This window comes from Rhodococcus sp. NCIMB 12038 (assembly GCF_002165735.1).
In the GTDB taxonomy this organism is placed as follows: Bacteria; Actinomycetota; Actinomycetes; order Mycobacteriales; family Mycobacteriaceae; genus Rhodococcus_F.
The window spans coordinates 32,935-49,629 of record NZ_NHML01000002.1 but is presented as its reverse complement, the minus strand read 5'-3'; the positions used below and the strand labels follow the sequence as shown (position 1 = coordinate 49,629).

General features: G+C 65.7%; 7 protein-coding genes. All 7 read right to left on the bottom strand.

Annotated features, from left to right (window positions below):
* Positions 1–344 precede the first annotated feature (344 nt).
* The 7 genes from CA951_RS43270 to CA951_RS02525 all read right to left on the bottom strand — a co-directional run bounded on the left by CA951_RS43270 (position 345) and on the right by CA951_RS02525 (position 16,681).
* Positions 345–866: a hypothetical protein gene (locus CA951_RS43270; RefSeq protein ID WP_179220086.1), complete on the bottom strand. Its 522-nt coding sequence runs from the start codon at positions 864–866 to the stop codon at positions 345–347.
* Positions 867–1,025: 159 nt separating this feature from the next.
* Positions 1,026–3,071 carry a cutinase family protein gene (locus CA951_RS02550; RefSeq protein WP_179220085.1) on the bottom strand — a complete coding sequence of 682 codons (2,046 nt, stop codon included), beginning with the start codon at positions 3,069–3,071 and terminating at the stop codon, positions 1,026–1,028.
* Positions 3,072–3,296: 225 nt separating this feature from the next.
* Positions 3,297–3,590 carry a hypothetical protein gene (locus CA951_RS02545; RefSeq protein WP_143542970.1) on the bottom strand — a complete coding sequence of 98 codons (294 nt, stop codon included), beginning with the start codon at positions 3,588–3,590 and terminating at the stop codon, positions 3,297–3,299.
* An 88-nt stretch (positions 3,591–3,678) separates the two neighbouring features.
* Complete coding sequence (locus CA951_RS02540; RefSeq protein ID WP_087555367.1) at positions 3,679–5,976, bottom strand: hypothetical protein; 2,298 nt, start codon at positions 5,974–5,976, stop codon at positions 3,679–3,681.
* Positions 5,977–6,076: 100 nt separating this feature from the next.
* The gene (locus tag CA951_RS02535) at positions 6,077–6,454 is read right to left on the bottom strand and encodes a hypothetical protein (protein WP_087555366.1); all 378 of its coding nucleotides are present in this window, start codon (positions 6,452–6,454) and stop codon (positions 6,077–6,079) included.
* A 3-nt stretch (positions 6,455–6,457) separates the two neighbouring features.
* A complete protein-coding gene (locus CA951_RS02530) occupies positions 6,458–12,349 on the bottom strand; it encodes a hypothetical protein (RefSeq protein ID WP_143542969.1) in 5,892 nt (1,963 codons plus the stop codon).
* A gap of 96 nt (positions 12,350–12,445) precedes the next feature.
* Complete coding sequence (locus CA951_RS02525; RefSeq protein WP_087555364.1) at positions 12,446–16,681, bottom strand: type IV secretory system conjugative DNA transfer family protein; 4,236 nt, start codon at positions 16,679–16,681, stop codon at positions 12,446–12,448.
* Positions 16,682–16,695: the final 14 nt, after the last annotated feature.

Here is a 16,695-nt window from a genome sequence, read left to right as displayed (position 1 = left end):
GATCGTGCGGTCCTGGGTGGTAGTCACCTGATTTCCACGCGCCGTCTCGCGAAGACACTGTATACGCACGAGTTATGCATGTCGTATGGCCGGAGAATCCGGGAACCCGCGCGGGTGTGCAGGTGGGTGATGCGTCAAGGTGCACGCCGAGGGCACTTCGGTGTTTCGTCATTGTGAGCATCGAAGATGAGGACGCGCTGATCGAGTCCGTCGACGAGGCGGCGCCGGGCCGCTTCCCGTTCCACTGCACACTGTCGCGACTCGTGCCGCTGGGTCGTAGCCGAATTCTCTGCTCGCGATACAGGACGGATCTGCGGGCGGATCGGCCACAAGGGCGCCGGGGATCAGCCCACAGCCACGGTCTTCTTCGCCAGCGGCACGTGCGGCAACGTGTGGTCGGGGTTGGCGCGGGGCTGCCGGTGGTGGTCGAGATAGACGGCGTAGAACAGGGCCTGAGTTCTCTTGGACCGGAGTTCGCCTCGGGGGCCTTGGTAATAGGCGTGCTCAGCCCAGGGCCCGAATGCGGCACGAGCCCACGCATCGGCCTCGGCCTCGGGAACGGGCAACGGCTGGTGCAGGAGTTTGTGTTGCCCGGCAACGGACAACAGGATCAGCACACCGCCGGGAGGTGCGTGCGGGTCGAGGTCATCGATCGGTTCGTAGCTGTTCATGATCGTCAGCGTCGTGTGCCGGTCGAGGAGGGACCGCACCGTGATCCCGGGCGGGTTCCAATCCTCGACTTTCCGGGACCGGAAGAGCATGCGGTCACCGCTGTCGTCGAACAAGTGACCGTTCAGTTCCGCGATCTCGCGCCGGTATTTGCGCTTGATCTGCGCCAACAGCTGTTCGCCGGCACTATCGCTCATCATCTCCCCCTGGGGTGCCTCTCGTGATCGGTGGACTCCGCACGTTATCGCCCGGCGTGGATCGCGGTGACCGGTGACCACCGATCACTGGAGGCATCCGTCTGTCCTCGTGGATTCGCTCCGCAACCCGACGGCGCGACCTCCGGCGTCGGGTTGCCGCTACCCGGTGGTGGTACCCGAGCTCGGGTTCCTGGTGCTGGCCTTGGGTTCCGTGCTTGTCGGCGTGGGCGTGCTGCTCGCTGACTTGCCACCGCCGAGCTGGACCACGAAATACGCGGCCAGGTAGTCGACCGAGTTGAGGTTGCTCACCAGGGTCTCGGAGGTGTACGAGCTGGTGTGCACGTTGCTGGCGATGAACGAACCGAAGTCCATGAGATCGCCGGTCAACTGGCTGACATCCTGCACACCGCTTGCGCCACCGACACTGTCGAACAACTGAGATGTCAGCGACAATAGGTCACCGTTGCCCGCGGCGGCGCTTGCCCCGGTCTTTTCCACCGGCGTGCCCATCAGTCCGCCGAGCACGGCCTGCAGTCCGACCATCCCGATGTCGACGCCGATCGGCACCAGCCGCGCGGCCTCGGCCGGATTTCCTTGGACCACCGACCACGCGACCTCCTGCGCCAGGCCGACATTCTCGGCCAACCGCTTGATGTCGACCTGAGCGAGGATCCTCATCACCTCTGCCGCGATCTTGCTGGCCCCGGTCGGGTCCGGGATCAACGCGACCATGTTCGCGACCATCGGCATCAGCTCGGTGTTCGCCGCCGCGGCCATGTCGACCCACGGTTCGAGCATGCCGTTCAGCTCGCGCGCACTCGCGTGTGCAGCCTTGGCGTCGGATGCTGCCAGCTGCGCCGCGAGCGCGGACACCTTGTTGCCGATGGCGGCGTAGTCAGTCGAGAGCACCGTGGACAGAGCCATCATCGACGTGTCGATCACCGTCGAGACCTTCAGCTTCCCCAGAACGCCGGTGGCGGCGGTCAGGTTGGCCCGGTCGGTGTTGCTCAGCGCCGAACCTTGGGATGCGACGTTGAGACCCATCGTCGCCAGGCTCTTGAGCGCTTCCCCGCCGCCGGTGAGGGTGTCTCGGCTGGTGTCGCCGCCGGCCAGGCCTGCTGCGGTGTCGGCGATCGACGCCGTGTTCGCGATCAGGGCGCTCAGGTCCACACCATCAAGCGTGTCGAGCACCTCCGAAGTCTGCGCTCCGGGTGTGCCCCTCTTCTCCGCGCCGAGGAGCTCGCGTGCTCCGTTCTTGTCGGCGAAGTCCTTGATGTCTGCTGTGGAGGTGTACGTGGCGTTCAGGCTCTTGGCCAAGTCACCGATCTTGTCGAGCTGATCCTTCGTCGGTGCCCCGGCGCCGTCGCGGGTCAACGCCGACGTCCTGTTCTTGAGTTCGGAGACCTTGTCGCTGACGGCGGTCAGGTCGCTGTCACCGAAGTCGGAGACCAGAGTGGCGAAGCCACCTGCGCTATTGCTGATGCTCCCGTCGAGTGGGGTGACCTCGTCGGTCGTGGAACCGGTGATCGCCTTGCCGATGACCCCGACGAAGGGGTTGGCCGAGGTCGTGTTGCAGTACATGTCCGCTTCGTCGCAGACCCACTTGATGCGACCTTCGAGTGAGCCGTAGCCACCCTTGCGTTCACCGGCGACGCCGGCGCCCGACAACTTGGCGCCGACGAGCTTCTCGGTGCCGCGCTTGGGATCTGCAAGAAGGGCGACGCCCCGGACCGCTGCTGCGGGCACGGGGCCGTCGCCGTGACCGATGTGCCACGCCACGTCCCCGGCGACGTGGGCACCCTGGCTGTATCCCGACAGAACGATCTTCGAGTCCGGGCACTTGGCCATCAGCGCAGCCGTGGCGGCCACACCGCTGTTCTTGCTCGCCTCGTACGTCAACCCCTTGTCGAAGGCGCTGGCCGAATACGGCACGTAGACCACGGTGATCTTCTTGCCGAATTCCTGCTCGAGTTTGTTACCCACCTTCGACAACACGCCCGCTGGCTTGCTCGAATCCGCGTCCGGGGTCGTCTCGGTGGTCCCCGGAACCAGATAGGCCATGTACTCGGTGCATCCCGGCCCCAGGCTCTGTGCGGTCGCCGTCTGTGTGTTCACCACGCCGCCCCCGAGGACGACGCTCGCTATAACTCCCGTTGCCACCATCGAGCGGCCCACGCCGCGCTTCACTCTCACCAGAGCCGCCATTACTTCTCCCACCTCGTCCATTTACGCCGAAATAGATTTCGGCAATCCCGCCCCGGTCGACTAATTCAACCCCGTCGGAAATGGCTTGCGACCTATCTGTCAGCCTATCAAAACAGTGCCTGTACCTGCCAAGACGAGCTGTGACAATCTTTTCGGACAAACGACGGACCCGCAGCCGATGAAGCCGCGGGTCCTACACTCACAATTTCTCTGAATGTGGAGTCGTCAGAATTCGTACCCGTTGTCCCGGGCGTGCTGGACCGCTTTGTTGCCGGTCAGTTCCATGCTGTACGTGACCTGCGCGCGCGGAGAAGCCGAACCCTCTTCCTGTTCCTGCTGCTTCTGCTCGTCGCGAGAGGTGTCTCGAATGCTGGCCGCATCGAGCTGGGACAGCGTGCGCTCCTTCATCGCGAGCGCCCGCTCTACACCGTCACCGCCGAGCTTGGTCGCGGCCGCCGCGCGCTGCTGCCGAGCGGTCTCCGCCTCGGACTTCGGCGTGCCCATACTTTCGGAGACCATTTTGCTCAGAATTCCCATAGTTACCCCTCGTCCTCCCACGGCTGATCGAACACCTGTTCCCGGCCTCAGTTTAAATGTCGCCCTTGCCTCACACGCTCAGGTCGGGCTCGGACTCCCCGCCCGGCTTCTTTGGCGCATTCCCTTCGATCGGAAGCTGATTCTGCGCCTGCCGGGTCCGTCGTGCGTGCTCCTGCGGGCTCACCCCCTGCCGACCCTCGCCGGTGTCGATCCGGGGATTGTTCTGGCCGGTCGTCGATTTCGTCTCCTGGCCACTGCCCGTTCGGTCGTAGCCCGAGTTGTAGGCCTCGGCCTGATGCCGCTGCCCCACCGTCGCGGTCTCCGGGCCCGGCATCGACGGCGGCCGCGGATTACGTGCTGCAGCGTCGTCCTGTCGGACGCGCCGCCACTCCGGGCCGCCCTGCTTCGCGGCCGACCGGCTCGGCTTCGCGGGCCCAGGATTGTCCGGGGCCGGATCCTCCTTCGCGGTGTGCGGTGCGGCTTGCTCTCGTCGCAGGCCCTGTTGCGGCTGCTCGGGCCCATTGGCCGGTGGTCGGCTGTTCGGCGCAGAGTCACCTCCGTCCCTCTCCATCTGGGCCTCGATCTCGGTCTTGGCGATCCGCGGGAACACGGACCTTCCCTGGGAGAGATCGCGCTGCGTGTGCTCGGCCGCGAGCACGTCGGGGTGCGCCCGCGGACCCCAATCCGCCAGCGCGGTGGGCCGGGGCGACTCGACGCCCAGCTCGCGCGCAGGCTCCGGCCCCGCCGTCGGCGCGTTGTACTCGGCCATCTGCGCTGCGTGAACGGGGTTGCTGGGATCGAACACCAACGGCCGCACCTGCGCGTACCGTCCTCGCTCCTTGCCGGTGGCCACCATCTGCGCCACAGCCTCGCTGTGGTTCTCGCCGAAGTCCTTCGCCATCGCCGCGACCGCGTCAGGATGAGCTGTTTCGAACGCCGTCATGGCCTTCATCAGCGCGTTGGTGGCCACCTTCTGCCGGACATCCTCCTCGATACCGTCGTCGGCCATCGCGACATAGGCCACTCGGCTGCGCTGCGCGCATGCTGCGGCCCGGTCTCGCGACGCGCCGCCCACACCGCTCACGTCGAGCTTGGTATCTCGCAGCTCCCACGCCGCCAGGTGCCCGATCACGGCCTTGCGCAGCTCCTCCGGGCCTCCCTTCGCCGCCAGTTCCAGATCCTGAAACACCAGCGTGCTCAACGAATCCTGATGGCTCCGTGCATCGCTGACTCCGCGCACGGTGAACATCGGGGAACTGGCGCTGTTGAGAATTCCGCCCGTGGCCAGAGACCATTGACCACCCCATGCGGCGACCGTGGCTCCCCCGGCACCGGGGGCTGCGACCTGCTGACTGGGCCGGATGCTGCCGCCGGCAGTCTCGACGAACTGCGCGAGTCTGAGATCACCGTCGCCCTCGGTGTGCCCAGCGAGCGTGCGCGCGGTCGCGGTGATCAACTGCGGGTCGAGCTTTTGCGACTTCCAGATCTGTGTGAGCTCGCCGACCGTCCCCCGCAGATCAGTGGCGATGGTGGCCTCGTCATCGCCTTCGCGAATGGCGACGTAAGCGTCTTCGTGGACCTGTAGCAACGCGATGGCCGCGGACTCGGTCGAGAACGGCACCGCCTCGGCGCCCCGCAACACTGCCGACACCTGGTCGAGCATCGCCTTGTCTTCACGCTCGGCCGCCGTCTGCGCCTGTTCCACCACACTCCGGCTGCTGCCCAGTGGAACCTGCTTCTTCTCGGCGAACACCTTCGCGCGCGTGAACCGTAGGGCGTCGTTGAGCTTGGTGTTGTAGTCGGCCATCAATTCCCGGAACCGGGGACTGAGCGCCCACATCACAGCCGCCGTGGAGACGGCCTCTGTCAGGGCGCCCGGATCTATACCCTGGGCCAACGGTTTGATGCAGTTCAGCGCCATCAGTTGCGTGTACTGGGTGTGGCGAGCGGTGAGGATGTCGGCCTTCTCCTTCGGGCTGCGCTTCGCGTTCTCGCCCGAGAAGAGTCGATCACTGACCGCCCGGTCCCGCAGGCCTTGCGTCACCGCCTTGCGCCTGGCTGTCGCTTCGCGTGCCACCGCCGCCTTCGACTCATCCGTGGGCGGCTGGGTGTTCGGCGCCGGAGGGCCCGGAACAACGTCCGCGAACACCCGGTCACCGAGATCGACGCCGTCTTCCCCGGCGTCGGCGCCAGGATCGGTGACCTCGGTCGCGACTTCCTCCGCGACGGCTGCCTCCTGCAGCTTGTTGTCGGCGCGAGCCTTCGCGATCCCACGGGGCTGCCGCTTCTTGATGCCGGCTTCCCCCGCTGGCGTGTCGATCTGAGCTTGTCTGCGAATCGGACTCGGCGACCCCGTCGGCGCTGTCATCGTCGTCTCCCCCTTCTCGTCAGGGGCGCGCTCGCGCCCCCGTGTCGATCCTTCTCAGCTCGGTGCGCGTGACCGTCGCGCACCGAAACACCGTGTGAATTCAGCGCTGTCGATCGGGCCGGCGTGGACGTGAGCCCGACGCCAACGCTTCGAGTTGTGCCGTGAACGACGGTCCCGTGGTGCGCCCTGGTCCCGGATCCGGCTCGGCTGGAGCGCGATCCTTCGGTGCCGACGGGATCGGCGCCGAGGCGGCGCGATGCTCGATCACGTCAGCTGCCTCGATCTCGGCTTCCGCCGCCGACTCCTGCCGGCCGGCGGCAAGTCCACCCTGATCCACCTGACCCACCTCGAGGTCCCGAACCTGTGTCTCGACGGCCCTGTCCTCGAGAACCTTGTCGCGCTGACGCTGCTCGCTGCGCAACTGCGCCGCGAGCAGCAAGCCCTCCGGGCTCGGTTCAGCGTTGAAATCGACTCCCATCGGTTACGCACCCAGTCCTTCGTACTGAGCCTTGCGGGCGCTCGCCGCGGCCGCGATTGCTTCTGCCTCCGCAGCCAACCGGTCGCGGAGGTCGGCTGCCGGTTGGCGTTCGGGCGCCTTCGCTGCCGTGGAACCGGCTGCAGGTATACGTTCTGCGGACACCTCCGCATCCGGCACGGTGGATCGGACCCGAGGGACCGACGGCTTCAGGAACGGATCCGGCCTCGACGAATGACCCATGCTGGCGCTACGCGTGCGTGCGGTCCAATCCGAACGACGGAGCTTCCGGCTGTGTTCGCGGTAGGTGTCCGCTCGCCCGATGGCCGCGTACGCCACCGACTCCGAGCGTTCGATGCCGGCGGCCTTGAGCTGATCATCGAGCTCGATGTTGCCCAGGACTGTGGTCGGCGCGAACGACGCGTTCACGCCCTCGAACAACTTCCCGCCACCCTGGGCGGCTTCGAGTAGATCGTCGAACTTGCCGCCGTACGCCAGCGCATCCAGGGTGAGCGGCCGGGCGTGGTCCGGCCAGTCCCACCACGACTGGCGATCGGTCTCGAACATCGTCCCGGTCGAATCGCTCAGCGCGGCCGCCATCGCCTCCACGTGTTCGCGGACGATCGATACACCCATGCCCGCCTTGTCGGCGTACATGCTCATGAACTGGTCGGTCCACTGCGTGGCGCTCGCCTGCACCGGCCGGCTGCGCTCGTCACGGACGACCTCCCAGCGGTGGCGTCCGTTCTCGTCCGGAATGGCCTTCATCCTGTGGCCTCGCCACAGATCCTTGGCTGCGCCGCTGATGATGTCAGCGCGGTAGGCCGCGTCGACCGGATCGTGCTTGGCTTGCAGCACCGACTGCGTTGCCGGGTAGCTGATCTCGCACGCCGCGGTGACCAGACCTTGGGCCCTGGCCAACTGGATCGCGTTCTGGCTGATCGAGCCCGCGATACCGGTGATCTGCGACTTGAATGCGGTCGCGGCCTGTGAGCCCTGGTACTTCTCGTCGAACTCGTTCGGATCGGGCATGCCCGCGTCCGTGCAGCGAGAGATTACCCCGTCTTCGGCGATCTCCAGGTCGACCCCGAGGTACTGGGCGTACTCGCGCAGCTTGTTGACGTTGCCCTTGCCGCCGCGCTCGTAGCAGCCCTTCACCGAATCCAGGTGGTCGCGGAGATCTCCGAAACGCAGAACGACCCGATTTGCGGTGTCGGCCATGCCCTCCCCGTAGATCGACTCGCTCAGGGCCGCCATCACCGCCCGGTTGGCGTCGCAGAAGTCCTCGGCGCTCATCCGGCCGGCACGACGCGCCTCTTCGTTGTCGTTGGCCTCGCCGATCAGGCCATCCAGGTCTGCCCTGCGCTCGGGATTGTTGTGGCACGCCACTTCGATGTCGAGCGAGGTGTGCAGACTCAGCGGGTAGACCTCTCGCTCACCGGTGCGCTGCATCTGCCCCTGGGCGTCGCGTTCCCACACACCGATTGTGGTCCGGGCACCCTTGTCGAGCAGGTTGGCTTCGACGGTGAGCTTGTCGAGGGCTTCGAAGTGCGCGAACGGGCTCAGGTTGCCCACCAGACCCACGGAGTCGCCGTCGAAGTCGCCGTCCATGGACTTGACCGACACCGGGTTCACGGCGACGCCGGTCAGCGAATCGTCGATGGTCACCCGCAGGTAGCGCACGCCGCCGTCACGCAGGACCGGGTCACGCCAGACGAGCACGTAGCCGTCCTCGCGCGGAGTCCCCGGCCTGTACTCCACACCGGCGTTCTCCGCGTCCTCCCGGGTCATCATCGGCACACCCAGTTCCACGGCCATCGCCGAATTCATCGCGATCTGATCGACTTCGAGACGCGGATCTCCGGTCCACACCGCGGTCGCCGAGTGCGACAACCGGTTGGACATGATCGACTCCTTGAACACGTTCTTCTTGGACTCGATGCGGCGAGAGATCACGTCGTTCGAGATCGAGTTGTAGGAGCGCTGCGCCTCCGCCTGGCGCGCCGCCATCTCCTCCGCAAACCGTGCGGCGGTCGCGGAATCGCCCTTGCTCGCGGCCTCGTCGCGCAACCGCTGCGCCTCGAGGTACGCCGTGGCGCTCTCCGAGATGGACATGTACAGCTTGGTGTGGTCGTGCCGGCTGACCGTGCCGTCGACCATGTCCTGCTCGCTGCGCAGCCTCGAGCTGAGCACCGGCAGCGCCCACCGCCCGGGGTTGGCGGGAGACGTGTCGGTGACCCGGCCGCTCGCGAGCTTGAGCGCGTAGGGCAGTTCCATGAGACCGCCACTGCGGCTGATCGCCTCACCGAACGCCTCACCCATGGCCGCGTGATTGATCCGCGGCAGCTGGTCCGCCGGCAGGTTCTTGCTGCGAGCGAACCGGATCGGGGCCGGGATCTCGAACAACGTGCGCTCCGCGAGCGTCTCCGGCGTCGGCTCCGACCGCAACGATCCGTCCGGTTCGACGTCGAGACCTAGCACCAGCATGTACTCGCGCACGTCGGCGAGCCCAGAGGTGTTGTCGCCGTAGAACTGGCGCATCACCTCGTATGCGCCCTGGCTCTGCAACGCCCAGGCCAGCTGAGAGGACGCCTTGCGGCCCTTACCCTGCGCCATGGCTTCGGCGTCGTAGACGTTCGTCTTGGCGTCCACCGCCATGTGCGTCACGATCAGGTTCAGCTCGCCCATGCCCGCCGGCACGGTCCGCATCCTGCCCTCGCCGTCGGGCGCCTGCAGGTCCGAGGGTGCGGTCATCATCTCGCGCGCCGTGCCGCCGTTGAACCGGCTGATCGGCGAGAACGGGCTCATCACCACGTCCAGATCAGGGTTGGCCGCGAACATCTGGACCTGCTCGGACAGGCCCAGCGACTCGGCATGCTCGGCTTCCATCTCGGGATCGACGATCAGGCTGATCACGCCCTTGTTGCCGTGAAAGTCGCTGAGCTTGTCGCCCGCGGTCAGCGGCCGCATGTTCCCCGTGGTGTCCCGGATCAGATGGGTCTGCGCGAAGCGCCGCGACACCACGATGCCGTCCTCGAAATTCCAACCGCCGATCTGCGCCATCGCCGTCTTGGCGCCGCGGACGACCGCTGAGGCCTGCATGATGTTCGAGAACGTCATGTTCTGTCGGTCGTGCGGGTCGTACCCCATCGCCCAGGAGTCGGCGTTCGATGCGATGGCCACCCGGGCGTCCGGGGTCGGGCTGGGCACGATGGACCCGTCGGCCGCGATGGTCGCTCCGGGAGTCAGGTAGCGCACGACCCCCTGATTCTCGGCCATGCCGGTCATCAGGGGGTCGAAGATCCCGGCACCGGCGTCACGGTCGAGCACGCTCATGTTCCGCATACCGGTCAAGATCAGCGGATCGCGGCCGTTGTCGTTGAGCTCGTCGAAGTCGGGGTCGTTCTGCGCCTGGCGGTGCTTGAGGGCGTTGGACCCCTTCGCCAGTTCGGTGGGGTATCGCACGCGCCGCGCTTCGGTGGCCAGGATCGAGTCACGCCATTGCGGCGAAAGTCCTTCCTCGGCAGTCCGTTCGAAGAAGTCGACCGGGTGCCGGTTGGCCGCGAGTCTGCGCACCGTCGAGTTCAGCGAGGTTGCACGGCCGACCTCGCTGCGCGGATTGGCGATGTCTTTAGCGATGACCGATTCGATCTTCTCGCCGAGCACCTGTTCGTACCCCTTGAGCCGGGTGCGCTGCTCGAGCGTGAGGTTCTCACCCGCCTTCTGTGAGACCACCGTCGCCTCGAAACCAGGCATGAACAGGAAGTTGTCCCCGCCGGCGAACTGGGTGACGATCTCGCCGTTAGCGCCGCGGTCGAAGACCTGACCGATGGTGCCGCTGACATACCGCTTCTTGCGGTTGGCCTCTTCGCCCGTCGTTCCGATCGAGCGATTGTCGTCCTCTCCGACCCGGCGCTCTGCCTGCCAGGAGATGATCCCGTTGTCGTCGATCCGGACGGCGGTCACCTCCGCGGCGCCGCGTTCGATCGCCGCCTTGACCCGCTCGCCCATCGAACGGATCAGGGCCGACGGATGTTCGGTCACATCCACCGCAGTCGCGGCATCGAAGCTGATCAGGTTGTCGGCGACGACCTTGTTGTAGTACCCGTCGCCGCGCAGCTGCTCCGCCGGGATTCCGGCCTTGGCGCATGCTTCGACGATGTCGTCGTTGTTGCGCCACACGTTGTGCTCGGTCGCCATGAACTGCGCTATCTGTACCGGGTCGAATCGCAGGCCGTCGTCGCCGATCTCGTAGCTGCCGACCATCGACTTCGCCACGAGTGCGGCGTGCGCGCGGATCTTGTCCTGGGGGTGCGGCCCGGCATCCATCGCGGAGGTGAGCGCCGCCGCGGCCACGGTGTCGCCGTCGGCGACGGCCTGGGCGTAGTCGGCTGCGGTGGCTCCGGGATCGAGCAGGAGAACGCCCGAGTCCGGGTCGGTCAGCAGCCGCCAGTAGTCCTGCTTGAGCGCGACGATGTCCTCGGGCGCGCCGGAGAAATCAGGAACGTAGTCGGGGTCGGCGGCGTTCGCGCTCGCCTCGGTGATCAGCCCTTCCGCGTCGATTGCGCCGGTGACACCCTCGGCCGCCGACGTCACGGCCTCACGCAGATACGTCTCGGCGGCGTCGGCGTTCTCGAACCAAGTCGTGCGCTGGCTGACAACCTTCGCATCCCGCCGGATCCACAGCCCCGGCCGAGTCTCGAGCATCGCCTCGCTCTTCGATCCGACGTGGTAGCTGCTCTGACGCTGACGCGGTACCGACTTGTCACGGGGGCCGACCACACCGATGGTGCCGGCTCCGTCGAGACGTTCGACCTGCTCGCCGAGTGCGAAGCGCACCAGCGAGACGGCCTCGTCGGGGGTGGCCGCGTACATCTGGGCGCCCTTGCCCTGCTTGTCCGAGTAGTAGGTGGCGATGCCGTCGTCGTAGACCCGGCCGACCCAGACGTCGCCCGGACCCACGTCGGCGATACGGATCGAGGCCTTGCTCCTGATGATCGACGCCGCGATCTGGCCGGGGTTCCTGTCCTTGACCATGCGGTAGCCGATTCCCGACTCACCCAGGTGATCGAGGATCGCGAGAGAACGCACGAGCGCCGCCTGGCTCATCGGCCCCTTCTCCCGCGCCCCGGCCCGCACCCACGGCGCCAGTTCCCGATATTCGGCCGCGCTCATGTAGGGGCGCAGTGCGCTGAGGCCCACCACATCCGCCTCGGTGTTCGAGGGGCCGACCTCGGCCGGGTCGCGCTGACCTTGCTCCGGTTCGAGCGTCTGCAGCGCGAATGCACCTTGGGGCGCAAGGCGATGCAGGCGGTCGTATCCGGTCCGCGCGTCGCCGAGTTCGCTGCGTACGTCGGCGTCGGCGATGGACAGCAGGCGCGTGCCCTGGGCAAGGACCGTCTCACGGTGGCTCCACCGCGGATCGAAAGGGCTGACCGGCAGCCGAACCCCGCCCGGGGGATTCTGACCGCCAGCACCGATGTATCCCGCGAACGCCGCCTTGATCTTCGCGTAGGAGGGCTGCTCGACACCCTTCTCCGGGTTGGGGAACAGCGGGGTATACGGATCGAACATCGAGCCGAGGGCTTCGTCGATGGATGCCATCAGAATGGCGGGGCCACTCTCACCGAATCGATCGATCGTCGCGCCTCTGCGCGCGAGAGCCGCGTCCAGCCGCCGCCGAGCTTCTCGGCCCTGACTCGCCCGCAACGGGGCGACCTCCTCCCCCCTCGCGCTGCGCCATTTCGGATACTCCGCGATAGCTCGGTGAAAAATGTACTCGTTTAGGTAGCGGCCGATGCCGTGGGCCCTGACGTCCACAGGTGACTCCCCCTCGCGAAGTGGTGCCGAACGTGACAACTCAACCAGATCTATTCTTATAGTAGTACACTCGGCCAAATCGACGTCTCTCTCACGCGCACGCCGAGCCTGCAGCAGACACAAACGCCGGGGCGGATATCACCGCCCCGGCGTTTGTCTTCGAGAAACTCCGAGTTAATTCTCCGAGAGCCTCATCTGTGTCGCCATCTCCGCCTCGAAGCGTCCGTCGGCGATCCCTCGCCACGAACCCATCGACGCAAGCACTCGCTTGAACTCCGGGTGGATCCGGTACGTCGAGAGCGCCGACATCGAGTCGGGGTCCGGCTCTTCCTCCATGTGGACCCGGGTATTGCCCTCGGCCGCCGATCGCGCGGCCTCCCTGATCGTCTTGGCCTCGTCGCGCACGCTGATCATCGGGGCACCACTGCTTCGGAGCACCAGGTTCTCGCCCGAGAGTGCGAAGACCTCGTCACGATCGAAGTCGCGCCAGCATTCCCAGAATGCCGCCGCCAACTCCTTGTCGAGGGCCTCGGACACCCGGCCGCCGTCCGGGTCGATCAGCATGTCCTTGCTGATCCATCCCTCGGCGTAGGTCTTCTCGGAGCCGGCCTTGCGATCGGCGGCGAGACGGGCACGCTCGTTGGCCAGTTCGACATCGTCGGTGGCGGCGCGGGCGGTCTCTGCGGCGGCGGCCTCGAGCATCGCTTCCTGCTCGTCGAATCCGAACACGTTCTCCTCCGGTGATTCCGGCGCTTCCATGTCCCCGAAGATGTCCATCAACTCGGCGGCCTCCGCGGACACCTCGCTCGCGGCCGTGGCCGCGCGCGCCTTCTCGTGCAACTTGCGGCCGAGGATCACGTCGTTGATGTCCATGATCTCGTTGCTCGAGACGTCCGGATCCAACCGTGTCATGTCGAAGTCGCTGTACCCGTAAGCGTTTCGGTACAGATCCTCGGCTGCCGGTGCGACCGCTGCCTGCACCACCCGCTTCTCCACCATCTGGAAGAAGTTCGGCTGGTTCAGCCGCACGTCGAAATCCTGTGCCGAGCTCAGCGTCGGGATCGTCTGCAGCGAGTAGTTCGTGCCCCGATGAGTGATCGTGTTGGAGAACAGCGCGTAACTCATCGGCAGAATCGTCTCGTTGCGGTTCCAGATCGGCGGGGTGCCGGCCGAGAAGACGATCGAGTTGCGCGGCGGCAGGAAGGCCAGGTCGTTGTAGCTGATGACCGGGATCTCCTTGGCCGTCATGTTGTATGTCACCGTGCCCGCCGTCTTGAAAGCGACCTTCTCGGCGTTCTTGGTGACCGACTTGGAGTCCCGGTACACCTTGTGCCGGACCCCGCTCATCTTCTGCAGCGTGTCGAGCATCGAGTCGTCCGTGGACTTGAGGAACACCAGGTTCGCCGCATTGCCCTGCACGATCTTGTCCACCGATTCGCCGTAGACGTCACGCAGCTGCTGCAGGGTCTGCAGGATCAGCGTGAACTGCTGTTCCTGGCCGAGACCGATGGAGAGCATGGTCTCGAACCCGGAGATGCCGTGCCCTTCGGACTGCAGATTGCCCAGCTCGTCGAGCATGTAGCGGGTCTTGTACAGCGGCTTCTGCGTCGACTTGGTCATGTACGACTTGTCGAAGTTCAGGTCCACCAGCTGCTTGAGCAGGATCAGGATCAGCTTGGCGTACTTCATCAGGTGCGGTGGAGTCACCAGGAACACTGCCTTCGGCTTCTCCGAGTAGTGGACCTGGGTGCTGAGCACAGCGTTGCGGCGGCCCTTGATCTTCTTGATCAGGTCGTTGTCGCCCGAGTTGATCTGTTCCAACGTGAGCTGGTCGATGTTGAGCACTTCCTGCTCAAAGGTCGTCGCTCCTGGAACCATCTTCGAGTTCGACGAGGGCACCATCTCGACCAGCAACCCGTTCTTGACGATCTTCGTGTCCAGCACCGGATCCTTGACGAACTTCCGGCCCTTGAGGTCGGTCTGGTAGCCCTTGGTGAACCGGAAGTAGAACGTCTTCATCAGCGTGCCGGAGTCGGTGTGGAACAGTCGCAGCCGCAGGTACGCCACATCGTTCGGGTAGATCCCCTCGAAGAATGCTCGGGCCCACCCTTCACGGCTGACGATGTCCTCGTGCTCGAAGTCCTTGCCGAGCGACTCGGTGAACGTCGCATCCGAGTACGAGTCCCACTTGGCCTGCGCGCCGACCAGGTGGTACCGACGCACGTAATTCTGATCGAAGCGCACACCGAAGCGGCGCGGGAAGCTCAGGCCGCCGAGATCGACGTTCTGGCTCAACGTTCCGGAGGTCAGGGTCGAGATCGTCGGATCGACGAAGAACGACATCGCGGTGATGGCGATGCCGTACACCGAGGCGAGCATCTTCTCCGCGCCGCCCATCGCGCGCAGGGCCTTGTCCGCGTTGCCGACCAGGGTCCGCATCGAGTTCGCCGGCAGCCGGTCGGTGGCGTTGAAGAACAGGGTCAGCATGTCGACTTCCTGCTCGCCGTTCCACATCGGCATGCGCTCTTTCGCCTCTTCGAGGATGTCGTTGAACGCGGCCTGAGCCTCCAGATCGTTTTCGAGGTCGCCGTGTTTTCCGGCCTGGACCTCTTCGTTGAGGCGAGTGATCGGATCCTTGAGCTTCTTCGCCGAGAGCTGCACGAACAGCTGGTAGCAGTTGTACAGCGTGACCTTGCCCCAGCTCTCGTCGAGCTTGGTCTCGAGCACCTTCTGGTCCCACCCCTCAGCGGCGGCGCGCTTGCGCATCTGCCGCTCTTCTTCGAGGTAGAAGTCGATCATGCCGTAGGCCGTGCGCTTGAACGCATTGTTGGCCGCGTTCGGCCACACGGGATCGTCGGCGCCGTCCACGGGGAAGAACACCTCCGCGATGTTCTCCACGTACAGAGCGCACGCCGTGCTGTTGCCTTCGCGAGCGGCCTCGGCGGCCATGCCCAGGGGGTTGTAGATGTCGGTCTTGAGCACGTTGATCAGGTTGAACTGCACGACCTGGAAACCGCGGACACTGGCCCGGACATAGTTCTTGACCAGCAGCTCACCCTTGGGATCGTTGATCACCATGTTGTTCGGACGACGCTCACGCTGCCACATGTCGAGCATCGGCTCGATGTACGTCTGGCCCTTACCGGCACGGGTCATCGCCAGCACCATCGTGTTCACCGGAGCCTCGTCGATGAAGTAGACGCCCGCTGGCCGCTGCGGCTCGTAGTCGGGGAAGGTCCAGTCCTGCTCGATCCGCTGGGCGATGGTGGCCTGGTCTCCGTGCTTGTCCCGGTTCTCCCCGCCCGGGTTGTAGGGGATGTTCTGCGGGTTGAAGAACTTGCGCAGCGACTTGTCTGCGGGCAGACCGGACGTGTCGAAGAGCTTGTGCGCGAACTTCTCGTCGAGGATCGGCACTCGGTCGAACAGCGTCTCACCGTCCGCGCCGCGGATCACCTCGCCCTTGTAGTGCAGCACCTCTCCGTCCTCATCGAGCACGTCGGCGTCGTAGCGGCGCAGCAGGTTGATCTTCTTGACCCCCCGGCTCGACAGCATCGCGTGACCCAGCAGCGAGGACGGGGCGCTGAACGAGTGGGCGCCGGCGTCCGGGAAGATTCCGTACTGGCGAATGACCTCCTCGGGCACGGCGATGTGCTGGTCGTCGTCGTACTGGTTGATGTCGGCCGTTTCGTACATCAGGTTCTGTGCGTCGAGCTTGCGCAGCATCCAGACTTTCGAGCCGCTCCAGGCCGCCAACCCGGCCAGACCGGTCAGCAGCACACGCAGGATGCCGACGTGTCCGCCACCGAGCCACGACGACACTGAGGCATCCTTGATCTTCGCTTGCGGTGCCGCGATTCCGGCGGCCTCACGGACAGCCTGCGTGTCGGCGACATGCCACTGCGGTCGCTCGATGTTCGAGAGCTTCTGATTGCACGTCCCGTCGACCGGATCACCGTTCGGATCGAGGAGCAGGTAACAGGTCTTGCTCACCGCGTTGCCGTTTCCGCGACCCTCGACCCGGAAGTACGGCTGTACGCCCAGCTCCTTGGCCTGCTTGAGTTCGGCCTCGAACTGCGCGTCCCCCTTGTCCATCGCGTTGCTCACGCCGGCCGAGATGGCCCCGCCGAGCCCCCACGCCACCCACACGGCCAGCGCCGCGAGAATGCCCAGGATGACGGCCGCCGTCTTCGGTAGCGATTCGCCACGCACACGGCCGAGTTCGCCGCGCTCGAGTTGCTGCTCACCGTGCACGTCACGGTTGGCGATGGTGTCTTTGGTGCTCTGATTGCGGATCCGGTCCCACGCTGTCGCCTTCGGGTTCAGCTTGTCCGATCCCTTGGACCTCTTGTACTTCTTCGACGGGGTCATGTCGATATCCGAACTGCGGCCCAGCTTACCCATAGCTCCCATTGCCAGATTCCGTC